We start from the raw sequence: 20,112 nt of genomic DNA on the forward strand, positions 1-20,112 counted from the left end.
TTAGCAAAAAAGATTGCCGATCCAAAATTCACAGGTTTAGTATCAGCAACCTAAACCGGTTTAGCAATTTAGCACGTTTAATGACTTCTTTTAGGGATGCGACAAAATGTATAAAAAACGCAGACTTGCCGTGATGATAGGCATGCTGGCCGGAAGTACCTCTGTATTTGCCCAAACGGATATGTCCAGTATCGAAGCGCGTCTCGCCGCGATGGAGCAGCGACTCCAGGCTGCGGAAACGCGTGCGCAGGTGGCCGAGAAGCGCGCCACCGATGCAGAACAAAAAACGCAGCAGCTGGTTGCCGCGCAGCAGCAGGCGCAAACGACGACCCAGGAGGTGGCACAGCGCACCACCGCGCTGGAGAAGAAGGCGGATCAGACCGGCGGGTTTGAATTCCACGGCTATGCCCGCTCTGGCCTGCTGATGAACGATGCGGCCTCCAGCAGCAAAAGCGGCCCTTATCTGACCCCGGCCGGTGAAACCGGCGGTGCGGTGGGGCGTCTGGGTAACGAAGCCGATACCTACGTCGAGCTGAACCTGGAGCACAAGCAAACCCTGGATAACGGGGCGACCACGCGCTTCAAGGCGATGCTGGCCGACGGGCAGAGAACCTATAACGACTGGTCAGCCGATACCAGCGATCTCAATATTCGCCAGGCCTTTGCGGAGCTGGGCAATCTGCCTGATTTTACCGGCGCGCTGAAGGGCAGTACCTTCTGGGCGGGTAAACGCTTCGACCGCGACAACTTTGACATCCACTGGCTGGATTCAGACGTGGTGTTCCTGGCCGGTACCGGCGGCGGCGTGTATGACGTGAAATGGAACGATTCGCTGCGCAGCAACTTCTCCATTTATGGCCGCAACTTCGGCAGCGTGGAGCAGACCGACAACAACGTTCAGAACTATATCCTCAGCATGAACCACTTCGCCGGCCCGTTCCAGCTGATGGTGAGCGGCCTGCGGGCGAAGGATAACGACGACCGTAAAGACACTAACGGCGATCTCATCAAAACGGATGCCGCCAATACCGGCGTTCATGCCCTGGTGGGCTTGCATAATGACAGCTTCTACGGCCTGCGCGAAGGGACCGCCAAAACGGCGCTGCTGTATGGTCACGGGCTGGGTGCGGAGGTGAAAAGCATCGGCTCCGACGGCGCCTTGCTGTCTGAGGCGGATACCTGGCGCTTCGCAAGTTACGGTGTCACGCCGATCGGCGGTGGCTGGAGCGTTGCGCCCGCCGTTCTGGCACAAAGCAGTAAAGATCGCTACGTCAAGGGCGATAGCTATGAGTGGGTGACGCTCAACACCCGCCTGATCAAAGAGGTCACCCAGAATTTCGCCCTGGCGTTTGAGGGAAGCTATCAGTACATGGATTTAAATCCGGAAGGCTATAAGGACCGCAACGCCGTCAACGGCAGTTTCTACAAGCTGACCTTTGCGCCGACCTTAAAAGCGAGCAAAATCGGCGATTTCTTCAGCCGTCCTGAACTGCGCCTGTTTGCCACCTGGATGGACTGGAGCAGCAAACTGGATCATTACGCCAGCGATGATGCCTTTGGCAGCAGCGGCTTCAACGCCGGCGGGGAATGGAACTTTGGGGTCCAGATGGAAACCTGGTTTTAACCCATCACGCTCCCGCCTGGCGGGAGCGTTTCGCACATCATAAAAAAGAAGTCAGGCAGAGGTATCTATGGATTTTAATCAAATCGCCCGCGAGCTTATTCCGCTGCTCGGTGGCAAGGAAAATATCGCCAGCGCGGCGCACTGCGCAACGCGTCTTCGTCTGGTGCTGGTCGATGACGCGCTGGCGGATCAGCAGGCTATCGGCAAGGTTGACGGCGTGAAAGGCTGCTTCCGTAACGCCGGGCAGATGCAGGTGATTTTTGGCACGGGCGTGGTCAACAAGGTTTACGCCGCGTTTATTCAGGCGGCGGGGATTAGCGAATCCAGTAAATCTGAGGCCGCGGACCTGGCGGCGCGCAAGCTGAACCCGTTCCAGCGCATTGCCCGTCTGCTCTCCAACATCTTTGTGCCGATCATTCCCGCGATTGTGGCATCCGGCCTGCTGATGGGCCTGCTCGGCATGGTGAAAACCTACGGCTGGGTCAATGCGGATAACGCCATCTACATCATGCTGGACATGTGCAGCTCGGCGGCGTTTATCATTCTGCCTATTCTGATCGGCTTTACCGCCGCGCGCGAATTTGGGGGTAACCCGTATCTCGGCGCGACGCTGGGCGGCATTCTGACCCACCCGGCGCTGACCAACGCCTGGGGCGTGGCGTCGGGCTTCCACACCATGAACTTCTTCGGTCTTGAGATCGCGATGATTGGCTATCAGGGCACGGTATTCCCGGTGCTGCTGGCCGTCTGGTTTATGAGCATCGTGGAGAAAAACCTGCGCCGCGCGATCCCGGACGCGTTAGACCTGATCCTGACGCCGTTCCTCACCGTCGTTATCTCCGGATTTATCGCCTTGCTGATTATCGGCCCGGCGGGGCGCGCCCTGGGTGACGGTATCTCCTTTATTCTGAGCACGCTGATTGCCCACGCGGGCTGGCTAGCCGGGCTGCTGTTCGGCGGACTGTATTCGGTGATTGTGATCACCGGTATTCACCACAGCTTCCACGCGATTGAAGCCGGGCTGCTGGGTAACCCGTCGATTGGCGTTAACTTCCTGTTGCCGATCTGGGCCATGGCGAACGTGGCGCAGGGCGGCGCCTGTCTGGCGGTGTGGTTCAAAACCAAAGATGCCAAAATCAAAGCCATTACCTTACCGTCGGCGTTTTCTGCGATGCTGGGCATCACCGAGGCGGCCATTTTTGGTATCAACCTGCGCTTCGTTAAGCCGTTTATCGCCGCGCTGATTGGCGGCGCGGTGGGCGGGGCCTGGGTGGTCTCCGTGCATGTGTATATGACCGCCGTCGGGCTGACCGCCATTCCGGGCATGGCCATCGTGCAGGCCAGCTCGCTGCTCAACTATATTATCGGCATGGTGATTGCCTTCGGCGTGGCGTTTACCGTCTCACTGCTGCTGAAATATAAAACGGACTCTGAATAATGACGTTACCTTCCCGCTGGCCTGCGATCCTGCAGGCCGTTATGACAGGCCAGCCGCGGGCGCTGGCGGATAGCCACTATCCGCAGTGGCACCCCGCGCCGGTGACGGGGCTGATGAACGACCCGAACGGCTTTATCTGGTTTGCCGGCCGCTATCACCTGTTCTATCAGTGGAACCCGCTGGACTGCGAGCATCGCTTTAAGTGCTGGGGGCACTGGAGCTCTGCGGACCTCGTGCACTGGCGGCATGAGCCGCTGGCGCTGATGCCTGACGAAGAGTATGACCGCAACGGCTGCTACTCCGGCAGCGCCGTGGATAACGAGGGCGTTTTGACCCTGTGCTACACCGGCAACGTCAAGTTTGATGACGGCAGCCGCACCGCCTGGCAGTGCCTGGCCGTGGAGCAGCCGGACGGAACCTTTAAAAAGCTGGGGCCGGTGCTGGCGCTGCCGGAAGGCTACACCGGACACGTGCGCGACCCGAAGGTGTGGCAGCACGGCGGGCAGTGGTACATGGTGCTGGGCGCGCAGGATTTACAGAAGCGCGGCAAGGTGCTGCTGTTTAAATCAGCTGATTTGCACGCCTGGACATCCTGCGGGGAGATCGCCGGTCACGGGGTTAACGGCCTGACGGACGCGGGTTATATGTGGGAGTGTCCGGACCTGTTCGCTCTCGACGGGACGCACGTCCTGATCTGCTGCCCGCAGGGGCTGGCGCGCGAGCCGCATCGCTATCTCAATACCTATCCGGCCACCTGGATGAGCGGGGCGTTTGATTACGCCAGCGCCGCATTCGATCACGGCGAGCTGCACGAGCTGGACGCGGGGTTTGAGTTCTACGCCCCGCAAACCACGCTGGCAGAAGACGGGCGACGCATTCTGATCGGCTGGATGGGCGTACCGGACGGGGAAGAGATGCTTCAGCCCACCCGGGCGCACGGCTGGATGCACCAGATGACCTGCCCGCGCGAACTACGCTATCGCGACGGCAGGCTCTGGCAAACCCCGGCGCGCGAGCTCGCGGCGCTGCGTGAAGATGAGCAGCACTGGCAGGGGCGCGCCAGCGACGCGCCCGAACTGGACGCGACGCGCCTGGAGTTTGAGCTGGACGCCGCGCACGTGAGCGTCGATTTTGCCGGTGCGCTGCGTCTCAGGGTTGATGAGCAGGGCGTGCGTCTGGAACGCGCGAGCCTGAAAACCGGGGAAACGCTGACCCGCTACTGGCAGGGCGACGTCCGTCATTTGCGCGTCCTGTGCGACCGCTCCAGCGTCGAAATCTTCATTAACCATGGCGAAGGGGTGATGAGCAGCCGCTATTTTCCTGACCATCCGGCCCAGGTGCGATTCGAAGGTGCGTCCGATATCACATTACGCTACTGGTCGCTGCGTGCCTGCATGATAGAATGAGGGTTTTGGCAGCCGGATCTAAGTCGTTGTGAGAAAAACAAAACGCGTCACCATTAAAGACATCGCGGAGCTGGCGGGTGTGTCAAAAGCCACCGCCAGCTTGGTTCTGAACGGTCGCAGCAAAGAGCTACGCGTGGCGGAAGAGACGCGCGAGCGCGTGCTGGCGATTGCAAAAGAGCACCACTATCAGCCCAGCATTCACGCCCGCTCGCTGCGCGATAACCGCAGCCACACCATTGGTCTGGTGGTCCCGGAGATCACCAACTACGGTTTTGCCGTCTTTTCTCACGAGCTGGAAACGCTGTGCCGGGAGGCGGGCGTTCAGCTGCTGATCTCCTGCAGCGATGAAAACCCGGGGCAGGAAACGGTGGTGGTGAACAACATGGTGGCGCGTCAGGTGGACGGTCTGATTGTGGCCTCCAGCATGCTCAACGACGCGGACTACCATAAGCTGAGCGAGCAGCTTCCGGTGGTCCTGTTTGACCGCCACATCAACGACAGCGCGCTGCCGCTGGTCATCACTGATTCTATTACCCCGACGACGGAACTGGTGGCGGACATTGCGCGCCAGCATCCGGATGAGTTCTACTTCCTCGGCGGCCAGCCCCGCCTATCCCCGACGCGCGACCGTCTGGAAGGGTTTAAGCAAGGGCTGCGTGATGCCGGCGTGGAGCTGCGTCCCGAGTGGATCATTCACGGCAACTATCACCCGAGCTCCGGATACGAGATGTTTGCTGAACTCTGCGCCCGTCTGGGGCGTCCGCCGAAGGCGCTCTTCGCCGCCGCCTGCGGGCTGCTGGAAGGGGTGCTGCGCTATATGGGCCAGCATAACCTGCTGCAAAGCAATATCAGGTTAGCCAGTTTTGACGATCACTATCTCTACGATTCGCTGACAATCCCGGTGGATACCATCCGCCAGGATAACCGACAGCTGGCGTGGCACTGCTTTGATTTGATTAGCAAATTAATCGAAGGGGAGACGCCGCAGCCGTTGCAGCGCAAGCTCAATGCCACCCTGCAGCGACGCTATAAGTCAGCGAAATAGCCCGGTTCGATACTTCAATAACTTTAATTAATTTAAGTTTTGGAATGGCCGATAACCATAAGGAATAATTCTCCTTGAGGTATTGGTTTATGTCGTTGAAAAAGTCGTCCCTGATTGTCCTGTTCTCGCTGCTTTTCTTCTTTGTCGTCAGCACCGTCACCAGCGTTGGCCTCATCATTAAAAGTAATAATTCGCTGGATAACGTCAACAAAGAGATCCAGGTTGTGCTGTCCATTATTGACCCCATCAACCACAGCCGTACGCTGCGCGTTCGGGTGATGGAGTATGTGAAGATGGTGGAAGCGGGCAACGCGGCGGACGGCGCTGCGAAGCTTACCGCCGTGAAAGAGGCGCTGACCAAAGCGGACCACGCCTTTGCTGCCTTTATGGCGTCGCCGCGCCTGAGCGATGAGGCGTCGCTGGTCACTGCGTATCAGGACGCCTGGCAGAACTACCGCAACCAGGGGCTGGCGCCGCTGATCGACGCCGCCGAGGCGCACGATGTTGCCAAATTCAACGCGCTGATCCCGGAAGTCTCCCGCCTCGACCGCCAGTACGAGATCGTTCTCGACCAGGTCCTTTCCGTGCACCAGAAATACGCCAAAAGCCTGAACGAAGATGCGAGCAGTAACTTCGTCTCTGGCCTGGCGATCATTGCCGCTATCGCCAGCCTGTTTGTAGTGGTGATTGTCGCCGTTAGCCTGCTGATGAAGCGCTTTGTCTTTGCGCCGGTTAACCTGGCGCGCGAGCACTGCAGCCAGATTGCGGCAGGCAAGCTGGACATTCCGGTGCCGGTGAAGGGGAGTACAGGCAACGAAATCGATCATCTGATGGGCTCGATGGAGCAGATGCGTCAGGCGCTGCTGGCGACCATCGCCCAGGTGCGCGATGCGAGCCATACCGTAACGCACGCAGCGCAGGAGATTGCCTCCGGTAATATCGACCTGGCGTCACGCACCGAGCAGCAGGCTTCGGCGTTAACCCAGACGGCGGCCAGCATGGAAGAGCTGAGCGCGACGGTGGCGAACAATACCGATAACGTGTATCAGGCCGGGAAGCTGGTGCAGGACGCGGTGAAAAATGCCCACACCGGTGAAGCGGTAACCCGTGAAGTGATCGACACGATGAATACCATCGCGGCGAACTCGAAGCGCATTGAAGACATTACCAGCGTGATTAACAGCATCGCCTTCCAGACCAACATCCTGGCGCTGAACGCGGCGGTTGAAGCGGCGCGCGCCGGTACGCAGGGCCGCGGCTTTGCGGTCGTGGCCAGCGAAGTGCGCACCCTGGCGCAGAAAAGCGCCGTGGCGGCGAAAGATATCGAAAGCCTGATCGCGCAGTCGGTCTCCAGCGTGAAAAACGGTGCGGAGCTGGTGAGCCGCTCGGGCGAGGTGATTGACGCGATCATTTCGTCGGTGAACAAAGTGAATACGCTGATGGAGCAGATCTCCGTCGCCTCTGAAGAGCAGAGCCGCGGGATTAGCCAGGTCGGGCAGGCGGTGACCGAGATGGACGGCGTGACCCAGCAGAACGCCGCGCTGGTGCAGCAGTCCGCTGCGGCAGCGGCCTCACTGGAAGAGCAGGCGCTGCAGCTTTCACGGAGTATTTCGAGTTTTAGGTTGCCGGTGCAGGCTTGATTGAATTACTGAGGCTCCGAAAGGAGCCTCAGTAAAGAAAATTATTTTTGTTAAGGAAATCTATAGTTTATCATTTGAAATTTTGTGCAGTAATACATCACAAATCAGTCACCCAAACATTTCAATACGTCTTCAAAATAGAGCCTCATATTTTCCGGGTCGGGTTCAACGTTGAAGCTTTTAAAGTATTTCTCTTGTATTTCGTGATCTGACTGGGCAATTACAACTTGGCATAAATAACCAAGTAGATATTGGTTTTTTAAGTTCATCCAAAATTCTTTGTTATGTTCAATATTGAACAATTGATATACTCTCAACGTTATCAATTTTGAATTTTCATGGACAAACTCGTCTAATTTTTGAATTGATGTAATCTTTAATAGATTTAGGCTATTGATAATCCAGTCAAAACCCTCATTGGATTCTGTGTTAATGTCAATATTGATACCATCAGTCATTGATAAATCTTTAGCTATTCCTATAAAAGTCAAGTTTGTGTTTAAATACTCTCTCAGGGTAAATACATCAAGCGGTATGCTTGGCCCTTGACCTATCACGTTTATATTCACATCCTTTCTGTGATTTTCAATATCACTTTTTATCTGTGTAAATTCATTATCAGCAATCTCAAGAAGACCTGCTAAACGAGAAAATTTTCTTCTTAATTCCGGAGGCAATCCAATGTTAGATTTATAACCAATATCATGCTCAATTTCTGCCCATGCATGCTGCAGGATCGATCTTATTTGGATTTCAGCTTTTAATGTCTCATGCTTTGAGTATTCGGAAAGAGCGCATCTTTGCTCATTGTGAGAAATAATGTAATGCAGGGAAAGGTAACCAAACCTATCGTGCTCAATAGTTTTTCGTTTATCTATTGAGTTTTCCCAATCAATTGAAAATTCTCGTTCGATAACTTCAGCGATTTTATCGACGTCATTTGAGTAGTGAGTGATCACTCTTATACCAACGATATCCGTAATTTCGGATAAAAAGGTATATTTGTTTTTTCTTATTATCTTTTGCTCAAGACTACGTCTTTCTTTTACTCTAACATCTAAGGTATGAACTGAAATACCTTGGTTTTCAATCAAACTTGCTAGGAGAGATTTCAATGAATTAGCGTACTGTTCAAATAAATTTTTATTTTTATCAAATTCATCTAGTATTGACATCGCAATTCCTTAAAGATTTCCATATTAGTGGGGTTCTATGCATCAATCAATGGTGCTGCGTGGTACGGAAAATCCAACACAAGAGCATAAACATAAAAATCAATGTATTAGCTTGATTCGTTTATCGTGTCAAGGTCTGTCCAACATTAAACATCTGTATGTGCTTATGGTACCGCACCAGTGCTTTCAGAAACAAATTTCACATTCCCAGCAATATTTTCCTTCCTCATCCGTCTACCTCATCACAAGCCATAATCAGTTACTGTAAACGAGGTAAACACCATGAGAGATTTTGAACTGCACGGCAGAGGTCACGGGCGCGGAATTGGTCGCCACCGTATGGGCAAGAGGTTAGTCATCGGCGCGGTGATCTTCATCGTGCTCGGCCTGCTGGTGATGACCCTGTGGAACGCCTTGCTCCCGGCGATCCTTGGCGTAAAGGCCATCGGATTCTGGCAGGCGCTGGGCATTCTGGTGCTGAGCCGCATTCTGTTTGGCGGCTTAGGTTTCCGCCCCGGAATGTTTGGCGCGCACCGCCGGATGCACGAGCGCTGGATGAACATGACGCCCGAACAGCGCGAGGCGTTTATTCAGCAGCGCCGCGAAGGGTTTGGTCGCCACGGTCGCGGGCACTGCGGCTGGCACGGTCATCGTGACGATAAGCGCGATGAAGCCACGCCAAAAGCGCCGGAAGCAGAGTGAGAGAGATGAAAGCCGGGGAGGCGGGCGGATCCATGCTGATGTCGGCGCTCAACGCCTGCCGCGCCCGGCTGAAAGCCTTCATTCGCGGGCGGACCTCCTTTCGAGATGATGCCGACGACATTTTGCAGGAAGTGACGTATCAGCTGATGAAAGTGGAGCAGCCGGTCGAAAACGTCGCCGCCTGGCTGTTCCGCGCGGCGCGTAACGAGATGACCGACCGGGCGCGTAAAAAGCGCGAGGTGTCGCTCTCCGGCTATTTTACGGGCGAAGACGACGACGGTTTTCCGGAAGACGAGCTGGCCGAAACCCTGTTCGGCGTACCGCACACGCCGGAGGAGGAGTACCTCAAAACGCTGCTGTGGGAAGAGCTGGGGCAGGCGCTGTCTGAACTTCCACCGCCGCAGCGGGAGGCGTTTGAAAAGACCGAGCTCCACGGCTACAGCATTAAGATGCTGGCAGAGGAGACCGGCGCCAGCGAACAGGCGCTGTTATCCCGCAAGCACAAGGCGGTGCTGTTTCTCCGCACGCGGCTGAGGGACGTCTATGACGCGCTGACGGGCGAATAGCGGCGACAGACAAAACCTTACACTTCCGGCACTTGTAGATTCATCACTATCGTTTATGATCGGGGCGTCTCGTCACTCTGGAATGTTATGCGCAACCGTCAGCTCCTCGGAAAATGGCTTTTGATTATCACCTGTCTCGCGATGGCGCTTTGCCTCGTGCAGCGTGCGGTGATGCTCAACCATTTCTTACAGGGACTGGATCCGCAGATTTCGCTGAGTGCAGATGCCCCTGCTCAAACCAGCACCACTGAACAATCCGGCCCGTCGCCGTGTCAGCTCGGCGCGCACTCGCTGCTTTGCGCACAGCCGCTGTTCTTCGACGGCGCGCTGCCGGCCATTATTATCTTCTTCGCGCTGCTGCACCTGTTTACGCAATGGTGGGCATTGGCTCCCGTGGAACAGCCCGTTCAGGCGCCGCCTCCCCGAATACACCTTAAAAACTGCGTTTTCCGTGAATGAAAAACATCGTCACCACACGATAATTTTTCACTGTTCACGGAGTACAACATGGTTAACCTCTTCAGGGGATTCGTCTTCCTGTGGCTGTCCTGCATCGGCATTGTCCATGCGGCGGACACCGGCTGGCTGGTCTCCCCACAAAACGATCACGCCCGCATCCGCTTTCAGGCGGAGAGGGAACAAACGCACGTAAAAGGCCTGCTCACCGTTGAGCTAAAGCCCGGCTGGAAAACCTACTGGCGATCGCCGGGCGAGGGCGGCGTCGAGCCGAAAATCAGCTGGCCGGAAGGCGTAACGGACAGCTGGTCCTGGCCGGTGCCGTCGCGCTTCGATATCTCCGGCATGACCACGCAGGGCTATCACGATAAGGTGACGATCCCGATTACGCTCGACGGCGCGAAGGGCGACGCGCTCGACGGGACGCTGACGCTCTCTACCTGCAGCAACGTCTGCCTGCTGACGGACTACCCGCTGCATCTCGATTTTACCCAGCCGGTGGATGAGGGCTTCCGCAGCGCCTTCGAACAAGCGATGCGCGCCGTGCCGGGCTCATCAGGTGTGTCGTCGGATCTTTCCGCCTGGCTATCTGACGGTAACCTGGTGGTGACGGGGACGACGGACGGAAAATGGGACAATCCGGGGATCTATTTTGACCCGCTGGAGGGCGATATTCTGCCTGGCGATCCGGTCATTAAGCATGACGGTACTACGCTTCGGGTCACGGTTCCCGTGACCGACGAATGGGGCGATAAGCCCGCCTCGCTGGCAGGTAAAAGGCTGTCGTTTGTGCTGACCAACGGCGATCGGGCGCAGCAAACCTCCATGGCCGTTGGGACAACGCCCGAAGAGACCTCCGCGCCGGACGGGACGGGAAAAATGGTGCTCTTTGCGCTGCTGGGCGGGCTGATCCTGAACCTGATGCCGTGCGTGCTGCCGGTGATGGGCATGAAGCTTAACAGCATCCTGCAGGCGGGATCGGACAGCCGCGCCATCAGGCTGCGCTTTCTGGCCACCAGCGCCGGGATCCTGACTTCCTTTATGCTGCTGGCCGGGATGGTCACCGCGCTGAAGCTGGCCGGAGCGTCGCTGGGGTGGGGCATTCAGTTCCAGAACCCGTGGTTTATCGGCCTGATGGTCGCCGTGACCTTCCTGTTTGCGCTGAACCTTTTTGGGACGTTTGAAGTGCTGCTGCCTTCTTCTGCCGCAGGACGGCTGGCGACGGCAGGGGGATCGGGGATCGGCGGCAGCTTCTGCGAAGGAATGTTCGCCACGCTGCTGGCGACGCCGTGCTCCGCGCCGTTCCTGGGTACCGCGGTCGCCTTTGCCCTTGGCGCGCCGCTGCACGCCCTGTGGCTTATCTTCCTGATGCTCGGCGTGGGCATGAGCCTGCCCTGGCTGTTCGTTGCCCTGGTGCCGAAAACGGCCATGCTGCTGCCGAAACCCGGCCGCTGGATGAACACGCTCAGGGTCATCCTCGGCCTGATGATGCTGGCCTCCAGCCTCTGGCTGGCGACGCTGTTGAGCGTGCATCTGGGCGAGGCGGCCAGCCAGATCGTGATGCTGGCGCTGACTGCCGCCGCGCTGGTGCTGTTCGCGCTGAAGGGGCAAAAATCCTCGCCCTTGTTCTGGCTGGTGGTCATCGCGCTGTCGGCGTTTGGCGGGTATCAGGCGCGCGGTCTGCTTAACGCGCCGCCTGACGCTCCGGCACAAAACGTTGCGCAGACCGTCCCGTGGCAGCCGCTCAGTGAAGAGGCTATCGAGAACGCGCTGGCGCAGGGGAAACGGGTGTTTGTAGATATCTCGGCGGACTGGTGCGTGACCTGCAAAGTCAACGAACACCGGGTGCTCAGCCAGCCGGACGTTATAGCCACGCTGCGCCAGCCGGACGTTGTGGCCCTGTGCGGAGACTGGAGCCAGCCGTCCGCGTTTATCGCGGATTTTATGGCGAAGCGAAACCGCTACGCCATTCCGTTTAACGCGGTGTATGGCCCCGGTCTGCCTGACGGCGAAATCCTCTCGCCGCTGCTGGACAAGCGCACCCTGGTCACCACCCTGAACAACGCAAAAGGCTAAGTGTCATGAAAAAATTCCTTATTACGCTTCTGCTCCTGCTGGCCCCGCTTCAGGTGTTTGCCGCCCAGCCGCTGACGCCGGAACAGGAGCAGCGCGCGCAGAAGACGATTGCTGATTTCCTGTTTAACGATCCAAACTCCCCGCGCATCGGCGCGAAAAACCCAAAGCTCACCCTGGTGGTGTTTACCGACTATAACTGCCCGTACTGTAAAAAATTCGATCCCTACCTGGAGAAAATTGTCGAAAAACACCCTGACGTGGCGGTGGTCTTTAAGTTTTTACCTTTCCGCTCGGAAAGTTCGCTGACCGCCGCACGAGACGCGTTAACCGTCTGGCGTGCGCATCCTGAGCAGTTTATGAAGCTGAACCACACCCTGATGGCGAAAAAGGGGTACCACGATGACGCCAGCATTCAGGAGGCGCAAAAGCGGGCGGGCGTGAGCGTGCCGACGCCGGACGAGGAGAGTTTTCTGACGATCAGGCGCAGCCTCATCGTCGCGGAAAAAATGGGGATCCAGGGCACGCCCGCCACGCTTATCGGCGAGGGATTGCTGCCCGGCTGGGTGCCTTACGAACAGTTCGACGAAATGGTCATTGAAGCACTGAAAAACCGCTAACCTGAAGGGGGCGGAATGCCCCCGACAAACCGGAGAGGGAAATGAAAAAATTACTGTTACTTTCAGCGCTGGCGACGTCAGGGCTGGTACAGGCGGCTGAAGCCATACCGGATGTGGTGAAGCACTTCAGCGAGCAGCAGAATATTAAAATCATCAAGAAGCTGGATGCACCCGGCGGCGCGCCCGCCTGGCTGGGGCAGTATCAGGATATGGGCGTGACGCTCTTTTTAACACCGGACGGCAAACATGTCATTTCGGGCTATCTGTACGATGACAAAGGAAAAAACCTCAGCGAAGGCTATTTCCAGAAAGAGATCTACGCCCCGATGGGTCGCGAGATGTGGAAGAACCTCAGCGCGGCGCATCCCCTGAAGGAAGGAGCGGATAACGCCCCGCGTAAGGTCTTTGTTTTTGCCGATCCGTTCTGTCCGTACTGCAAGCAGTTCTGGGCCGAAGCGCAGCCGTGGGTGAAGGCCAGTAAGGTTCAGCTCAACACGCTGCTGGTGGCGTTCCTCAACCCCAACAGCGGGCGTAACGCCTCAGCGATTCTGAATGCGAAAGATCCGGTCTCGGCCTGGCGCGAATATGAGCTCTCCGGCGGTAAAAAATTACCCAAGCCTGAAGGCGAGGCGTCCCGCGAAACGGTAGCGATACTGCAGAAGCACCAGGCGCTGATGGACAGCCTGGGCGCTAACGCCACGCCGGCCATTTACTATCTGAATGCGGAAAACGAGCTGCAGCAGGTGGTGGGGATGCCGGATGCGCAGCAGCTTGAGGCGATGTTCGGGCCGAAGCCGTAAAAAACAGGCAGAAACGGTGCGTTTCTGCCTGGTCGTCACTTAGCTACCCCAGCGTCCACGGAGGTAGTTTACCGCCTGCTGGGTCTGCGGCTGGTTCAGGTAATCTTCCCGGAACAGGATGGTGCCGTTGACGTTGGGCAGCGAATCGTTGAGGTCGAGCTGCTTTTTCAGCTCCGGCACGCCGCCCTGAACCGTCCAGTCCGGCTCGTTTTTCGACGGCTCGCCCACCTTATAGAACGCAATGCCGATATACAGGCGAGTGTGGGTCGGCTTCACGACCTCGGCCCACCATTTGGTCAGCACGTCGTAGCGCGCGGCATCCCGGGAGAAAGGCCAGTAAATCTGAGGAGCGATGTAGTCCAGCAGGCCCTGCTGCACCCACTGACGCGTATCGGCGAAGGATTCATCGTAGGCCGCGGCGCCGCGGGTGTCGGAGCCAGCCGGGTCAAAGGATCGGTTACGCCATACGCCCGCCGGGCTGACGCCAAACTCCACGTTGGGCTTTGTCTGCTTGATCGCGCGGGAGACCTGTACGATCAGCTGCTGCGTGTTGTGCCTTCGCCAGTCGGCTTTTGAGGCAAATCCCTGGCCGTACTGCCTCCAGGTCTGCGAATCATTAAGCGCGGATCCCGGCGATTCGGCATAGAAGTAATCATCAAACTGCACGCCGTCTACCGGGTAGTTCGCCACCACTTCGGTAACTACTTTGGTTATCCAGTCCCGCACGTCGGGAATGCCCGGGTCGAGCACAAAGCGGTCGCCTGAGATGCGCACCCACTCCGGATGCTGGACATAGACGCTGGACGGACTCTGATAGGCGGTCCGGTTTAGCGCGGCGATGGTGGACGGCTTCGTGTTGGTCGACACGCGATAGGGGTTGAACCAGGCGTGAACCTTCATGCCGCGCTTGTGCGCTTCATCAAGCATAAACTGCAGCGGGTCGTATCCCGGATACTCCCCGATGTTGCCCGTCAGCATGTCTGACCACGGTAAAATCTTTGATGACCAGAGGGCAGTGCTGTCCGGCTTCACCTGGAAAAAGACCGTGTTGATGCCGAGGTGCTTAAGGTTGTCGAGCTTTGCGATCAGCGCCTGCTTTTGCATCGCGATGCGCTGGTCCGCGCTGCGACCATTCACCGAGGCCACCGGGGGCCAGTCGAGACGCGAGACGGTCGCCAGCCAGATGCCGCGCATCGGCTCGTTTGCCTGCGGCGTCGGTTTACTGACGGTGGGGAGAGGGGTAACCAGCGATTTCGGTGGTTTTGAGGAGCAGCTCACAAGTAAAAGCGCGCAGGCAGCCAGCGCGCCGATCCGTTTTACGTGTCGCGTCATTTGCGTATTAGCTCTTGATAATCCGACTGTTGGCCCAGGGATTAAAGGCGGGCGCCGCCTGCTCTGTATTTCCCTCATCGTTGAGAGAGTCCAGATACAGGGCTTCCACTTCCGCGCGCGCCCACGGGGTGCGGCGCAGAAATTTCAGGCTCGATTTAACGCTGGGGTCTTTTCTGAAACAGTTAATTTTTATGCGGTCGCCCAACTCGCTCCAGCCATATTTCGCCACCAGGGCGTTGACCATCATCTCCAGCGTTACGCCATGCAAAGGATCTTTGGAAATATGTGCAGTCATAGGCGTCCGGATGTCTCGATTTTTAGAGGATTGGGATAAACGCTCAAAGGGTACAAGAAAGCAGGGGAAGCGGCAATTTTCCTTTTCCCCTCGCTCACTTTATGACGGACTCCGTGCGCTGATTTTCACCGACAATTTTTCCCGCACTGTTTTCAATCGTAAACCGAATCGACACGTCATGCTGGCCCGCGGGCGTGGCCGTAAGCGTTTTAACCATCGTTCCCGAGTCTGCTGCGATCGTCATCGTCGTCGCGCCTTTTGCCAGCACCTTATCGCGCTGGGTGATGCGCCAGGTCAGACGGCAATCGCGGCACGGTTTCCAGGTGTCGTTGATGGCCCACAGACGCACGGTCGCCGCCGCCCCGGATTGCCACTGCGCCGTGACCGGTTCAATGGACGGCAAAACAGGCTGGTACGCGCGCTGGAGCGCGTAAAACCCGGCCTTAGGCTTACGCAGGTAGTCCACCACGCCCCAGTTGATGGAGGGCCAGGTTTCCACGAACATGAAGTGGAACAGGGCCGTCACCGGCTGGTAGCGCTGTCGGCGATAGCTCTCGGCCGCCGTGGCCACCAGCCGCGCCTGATACGCCTGGGTATTGCGAATCATCTCCTGAATATTCTTCCCGCGTGGAATACCGGCAAACTTAAAGGTCTGGAAGGGCTGAAAATTATGGTATTTCCAGACGGTCCAGCCGGGATCGTCAGCGGCGGTGGTTTTTGGCCAGAGAGACGCCGCCGGGATGATGGTTTTTAGCGTTGACAGGCGGGGAAGCGCCTGCGCGCCGAACTCGGTAATGATCCCCGTTTTGGCAGGCGTCAGCAGATCGCGCACGGTACCGAAGTACCAGCCCGCCCAGTAATGCTCCTCAACGGCGGAAAAGCGATGCACGATGCGGGAGGTATCTTCGGCAAGCGTATCCGCTACCCGCTGCGTGAGCTCGCGATTCAGATCTTTATTCCAGTCCGGGAAGCGTTTTTCCATCCACGGCGAATTCCACGGCGGTTCGTTATGCCCGCCCCAGACGATGATGGCGGGGGAATTGCCAAACTGTTCGATCATCTCCCGCGTCTGGCGAACCGCGTTTTTCGTAAAGGCGTCGCGGCTGTCGTAGCCCCACTGCAGCGGGACGTCCTGCCAGATCATCATCCCCATCTCATCGGCAACGTCATACAGCGCGCGCCCGGCAACGTGTCCGTGCACGCGTATGGCGTTGGCGTTCATGGTTTCCACCAGACGAAGATCGCGACGGTATTTTTCTCGCGTCATGGTGCTGAGCCAGGGGGAGCCGATGTAATTGCTGCCCTTAATAAAAAGGCGTCTGTCGTTAATGAGCCAGCCCTTATTGTCGGGCTGCTCGACGATCTTGCGCAGCCCGGTGCGGGTCACCGCCGTGTCCATCACGCCGTTTTCATCGCGTAATGCCACGCGAATGGTATACAGGTGCGGTTTCCCCGTGCCGACGGGCCACCACAGTTTTGCCTTCGGCATGGGCAGCGTCACCTGAACGGAATGGGCGCCGCTTTCGAGGGTGACCGGAAAATCAGCCTGATAGCGCTTGCCGCTGAAATTGGCGGGCGTGGCGGTGAGCCGCACGTTCGCCGGGCCCTGACCGAGCGCGCGATAGCGAATCTCCGCCTTTAACGCCGGGCGAGTCAGCCCCTGCGTCCAGTCGGGCCGCAGGATGGTTTCATCAAGGGTAGCGCCCCGGCTAAGATGCAGCCTGACCGGAGCCCAGATGCCGCCAGAGTTGGCGTCCTGTCCCTGGGGCGACCAGGCCCCACCGGGGCGCGTGTCATGCTGGTTAAGGATCCCCTTCATGAGCGTTTTATGCAGCGGCCAGACCTTAGTGGGATCTTCGTAAGGGCTGTCCACCCTGACCACGAGCTTATTGTGACGTTGTAACGCGGGGCTGGCATCCAGCGAAAAGCGCTGAAAATAGCCCTCGTGCTTGCCCAGCGGCTGGCCGTTCAGCGTCACCTCTGCAAGGTAATCGACGCCGTCAAACACCAGGGTGCTCATCACGTCAGGCGGCTGCACGGGCAGGGAAAACGCGTGCTTATACCACAGCGCGCCCTGGCGATCGTACCCGGCGCTGTACCAGTTTGCAGGAACCTGAAGCGGGCGCCAGCCTGATGCGGCCGGATGTGCGCTGTCATTGGCATCCTGAACCTGCCATTCTCCGGCCAGAGACCAGCTGACCGGCACAGAGTTCGCTACCGCGTGGGTGGTTAAGAGGGCAAAAAACAGCGCGCAGCTGCGAGTCATCATGCGTTTACCCCGCGTGCGGCGAGCCAGGCCGTGAGGCGCTGCGATTCCTGGCGAAGGTTTTCATTCAGGGCCGCAAGCCGTTGCCCATCCAGAGCGTGTGCGTCGCTTTCCAGCACCTGCAGCTGCTGTGCGAGCGTGCTGAAGTCCAGGGTGACGGCTTCTCCCCGCAGCTTGTGGGCCGCGCGGCGCAGCGCGTCGCGATCGCCGCTGTCGATAGCCCGGGTGATGGCCTTCATGGCCTCCTCCAGCCCTTCGCCAAACAGGGCGAGCAGCTCCTGCACCAGGGCGGGATCGTCAGCGCACTGCTTCAGCAGGCGAGCTTCATCCGGAAGACCGGAGGAATCTTCGTGACGCTGAAGCACGCGAGCAATCTCTTCAGCGAGACGCTCCTGGCTGATGGGTTTGGCAATGTAGCCGTCGAAACCCATGTTAAGACAGCGCTCTTTGTCCCCCTGCATGGCGTGTGCGGTCATAGCGACGGTGGGCTGCGCCGGGCCGGGCCGGGACCGTTCTTCTTCACGAAGCAGGCGAATGGCGGTCTCACCGTCCATCTCCGGCATCTGAAGATCGATCAGCAAAACGTCCCACGCGCCCGCGCGCCAGCGTTCCAGCATCGCGACGCCATTATCGACGATCTGACAGGTGTGCCCGAGCCGCTCAAGCAGGCGCGCGGCGACCTTCTGGTTAACCAGATTATCTTCAGCCAGCAGGATCCGTAGTTCCGTAGCCCCTGGAGAGACGACAGGCGCGGGCGTGCTTTCACCCGCGGGCGCGGGCGAATGTTCAAACGCGGCGGCAATCGCCTGATGTAATTCATCCTGGGCGATAGGCTTATGCAGATAGTTCTTGATCCCGATCCGCTTCAGCATATTGATATCAAAATGGCGGCTCATGGAGCTCAGCATGATGATATGGCTTTCAGCAACCTGCGGCAGAACTGAAAGCTCAAGGGCCAGAGACACGCCGTCCATATCCGGCATCTGCGCGTCCAGCAGGATCAGCGGCCATACTGTTCCAGCTTTAACCCGGGCGATTGCCTCGCTGGCGTTGTTAACGCAGGTGGGCTTCAGCCCCATCTGGCTTAGCATTGCTGCCAGCAGCCGCAGGTTGGTCTCGTTATCATCAACTACCAGCACGGGTTCACCGTTAAAGCGATGGCTATGTGGACGCTCTCCGGGCGCAAGGGTCTGTGCCGCCAGCGGCAGCGAGAACGAAAATTCGCTGCCTTTTCCCGGCTCGCTGGAGACCGTTAATTCGCCCCCCATCGCCGCAACCAGCCTCGCAGAAATGGTTAGACCGAGCCCCGTACCGCCGTAGCGGCGGGTGGTTGAGTTATCCGCCTGGCTGAAGGCTTCAAAAATGGCCTTTTGCTTATCTGCCGGTATGCCAATGCCGCTGTCGCGCACGCCAAAACGCCATCGATCCGCGCTATCGCCGGGTTCAACAACCAGGATCACTTCTCCCTGATGGGTAAACTTCAGCGCGTTACCCAGCAGATTGGTCAGGATCTGGCGCAGCCGCGCGCCGTCGACCAGCAGCACGTCGGGGACGTCGGGCGCAATATCAACCAGCAGCTCGATACCTTTTTCGCTCGCCCCCGGCATGTGCGGACGAATAAGCGACTGAATGAAGGGGCGAACAGGCACGGGGTCCGTCTCCAGCTCCACTTTGCCGGCTTCGATACGGGAAAAATCGAGAATATCGTTGATGATATGCAGAAGAGACTGGGCAGAACTCATTACCAGCGTCAGATAATCGCGCTGATCGGCACTGAGAGACGTATCCAGGCACAGCTGGGTCATGCCAATAATGCCGTTCATCGGGGTACGAATTTCATGGCTCATATTCGCCAGGAACGCGCTTTTCGCCTCATTGGCTTTTTGTGCCTCAAGGGCCGAGGCGAACGCCTGAATTTCAGCCTCTTTGCGCCGCGTAATATCCTGCAGCGTGCCAATGACGCGCTCGGCGTTTCCCTCAATGGAGAGCGTGACCACCTGGCCGGACAGCAGCATCCAGCGCAGCCCTTCGGTAGGGTGATGCACGCGAATTTCACATTCAAAGACCGGGCGGTGATCCTGCTTAGAAGCCTGCAGCGCCTTGCGCAGCGGTGCGCGATCGTCCTCGTGGACCTGATTGAGCAGAAAACGCACCGGATAACGCCACTGCGTGCGCGACTGGCCCAGCATGGCAAGCAGGGTGTCGTTAACCTGGAGCGTGTCGTCGGAAACCTGCCAGTCCCAGATCCCGATATGAATGGATTCCGCCGTCAGCAGAAAATCATCATGCAGCTGGTGGCGCGCGCGCTGCGCTTCATCCAGCTCCGTAATATCGCTGTGCAGGCTGACAATGCCGCCGTCCGCAAGCCGCTGATGCTGGACGAAGATCCGCCGCTGGCCTGTCTGCCGCACCTCGCAGTGTTTATCCTGCCGACAGTTACGCGCGATCGACTCGCGCAGCGTCTGGCGCAGGCCGGGGTCGACGTTGTAAACGGCATCGATAAAGCGTTCCGCCAGCGCCTCAAGGGTCGTCCCTACCTTCAGCCACGGGGTGATGACCGGATAAAACAGGACAACGTTGTGATTCCAGGCCTGCAGGCGTTCCTCGCGGTCATAAATCATGACGGCGGCCGGCAGCGCGTTAAGATCGTACGTGAACGAACTCATCGTGATCC

Annotated in this window: 16 protein-coding genes; 11 read left to right on the forward strand and 5 right to left on the reverse strand. The window is 58.0% G+C overall.

Translation table 11 applies throughout. The features are described from left to right. The first annotated feature begins 106 nt into the window (after positions 1 to 106). From RVY89_RS07250 to RVY89_RS07270, 5 genes are all read left to right on the forward strand, one after another. Positions 107 to 1,624, forward strand: coding sequence for a carbohydrate porin (locus RVY89_RS07250; protein ID WP_484827345.1), 1,518 nt, complete (start codon positions 107 to 109; stop codon positions 1,622 to 1,624). Between the two features lie 67 nt (positions 1,625 to 1,691). Then, positions 1,692 to 3,062 (forward strand): sucrose-specific PTS transporter subunit IIBC, encoded by a 1,371-nt coding sequence (locus RVY89_RS07255; protein WP_023619263.1) that lies wholly within the window; start codon positions 1,692 to 1,694, stop codon positions 3,060 to 3,062. Continuing rightward, positions 3,062 to 4,468: a sucrose-6-phosphate hydrolase gene (locus RVY89_RS07260; RefSeq protein WP_484827346.1), complete on the forward strand. Its 1,407-nt coding sequence runs from the start codon at positions 3,062 to 3,064 to the stop codon at positions 4,466 to 4,468. The genes RVY89_RS07255 and RVY89_RS07260 overlap by 1 nt, the downstream gene beginning before the upstream one ends. A 28-nt stretch (positions 4,469 to 4,496) precedes the next feature. Next, positions 4,497 to 5,513 (forward strand): LacI family DNA-binding transcriptional regulator, encoded by a 1,017-nt coding sequence (locus tag RVY89_RS07265; RefSeq protein ID WP_484827347.1) that lies wholly within the window; start codon positions 4,497 to 4,499, stop codon positions 5,511 to 5,513. Positions 5,514 to 5,602: 89 nt separating this feature from the next. Then, on the forward strand, positions 5,603 to 7,153 hold the full coding sequence (locus RVY89_RS07270; protein ID WP_484827348.1) for a methyl-accepting chemotaxis protein: 1,551 nt from the start codon (positions 5,603 to 5,605) through the stop codon (positions 7,151 to 7,153). Positions 7,154 to 7,257: 104 nt separating this feature from the next. On the opposite strand, the gene RVY89_RS07275 is transcribed toward RVY89_RS07270, so the two are convergent. Next, entirely contained in the window at positions 7,258 to 8,328 is a 1,071-nt protein-coding gene (locus tag RVY89_RS07275) for a GTP pyrophosphokinase (RefSeq protein WP_484827349.1), read from the reverse strand. A gap of 282 nt (positions 8,329 to 8,610) precedes the next feature. Here RVY89_RS07275 and RVY89_RS07280 point away from each other — a divergent pair, with 282 nt between their 5' ends. From RVY89_RS07280 to dsbG, 6 genes are all read left to right on the forward strand, one after another. Then, positions 8,611 to 9,030: a hypothetical protein gene (locus tag RVY89_RS07280; protein WP_484827350.1), complete on the forward strand. Its 420-nt coding sequence runs from the start codon at positions 8,611 to 8,613 to the stop codon at positions 9,028 to 9,030. Between the two features lie 5 nt (positions 9,031 to 9,035). Beyond that, positions 9,036 to 9,596 carry an RNA polymerase sigma factor gene (locus tag RVY89_RS07285; RefSeq protein ID WP_484827906.1) on the forward strand — a complete coding sequence of 187 codons (561 nt, stop codon included), beginning with the start codon at positions 9,036 to 9,038 and terminating at the stop codon, positions 9,594 to 9,596. Positions 9,597 to 9,683: 87 nt separating this feature from the next. Beyond that, positions 9,684 to 10,055, forward strand: coding sequence for a hypothetical protein (locus RVY89_RS07290; protein ID WP_484827351.1), 372 nt, complete (start codon positions 9,684 to 9,686; stop codon positions 10,053 to 10,055). A gap of 48 nt (positions 10,056 to 10,103) precedes the next feature. Next, on the forward strand, positions 10,104 to 12,128 hold the full coding sequence (locus tag RVY89_RS07295; protein ID WP_484827352.1) for a protein-disulfide reductase DsbD family protein: 2,025 nt from the start codon (positions 10,104 to 10,106) through the stop codon (positions 12,126 to 12,128). A gap of 5 nt (positions 12,129 to 12,133) precedes the next feature. Beyond that, a complete protein-coding gene (locus RVY89_RS07300) occupies positions 12,134 to 12,745 on the forward strand; it encodes a DsbA family protein (protein ID WP_484827353.1) in 612 nt (203 codons plus the stop codon). A 41-nt stretch (positions 12,746 to 12,786) separates the two neighbouring features. After that, complete coding sequence (gene dsbG / locus RVY89_RS07305; RefSeq protein WP_484827354.1) at positions 12,787 to 13,545, forward strand: thiol:disulfide interchange protein DsbG; 759 nt, start codon at positions 12,787 to 12,789, stop codon at positions 13,543 to 13,545. 39 nt (positions 13,546 to 13,584) lie between these two features. Here dsbG and RVY89_RS07310 read toward each other — a convergent pair whose 3' ends face one another. The 4 genes from RVY89_RS07310 to RVY89_RS07325 all read right to left on the reverse strand — a co-directional run bounded on the left by RVY89_RS07310 (position 13,585) and on the right by RVY89_RS07325 (position 20,104). Continuing rightward, positions 13,585 to 14,877, reverse strand: a complete 1,293-nt coding sequence (locus RVY89_RS07310; RefSeq protein ID WP_484827355.1) for a glycoside hydrolase family 10-like protein — start codon at positions 14,875 to 14,877, stop codon at positions 13,585 to 13,587. Positions 14,878 to 14,884: 7 nt separating this feature from the next. Then, the gene (locus RVY89_RS07315) at positions 14,885 to 15,172 is read right to left on the reverse strand and encodes a VF530 family protein (RefSeq protein WP_032647326.1); all 288 of its coding nucleotides are present in this window, start codon (positions 15,170 to 15,172) and stop codon (positions 14,885 to 14,887) included. A gap of 94 nt (positions 15,173 to 15,266) precedes the next feature. Next, complete coding sequence (locus tag RVY89_RS07320; protein ID WP_484827356.1) at positions 15,267 to 17,441, reverse strand: glycoside hydrolase family 2 protein; 2,175 nt, start codon at positions 17,439 to 17,441, stop codon at positions 15,267 to 15,269. Continuing rightward, positions 17,438 to 20,104 (reverse strand): hybrid sensor histidine kinase/response regulator, encoded by a 2,667-nt coding sequence (locus RVY89_RS07325; protein ID WP_484827357.1) that lies wholly within the window; start codon positions 20,102 to 20,104, stop codon positions 17,438 to 17,440. Before RVY89_RS07325 ends, RVY89_RS07320 begins: the two co-directional genes overlap by 4 nt. Positions 20,105 to 20,112 lie beyond the last annotated feature (8 nt).

Source organism: Enterobacter sp. 3U4 (assembly GCF_057224565.1).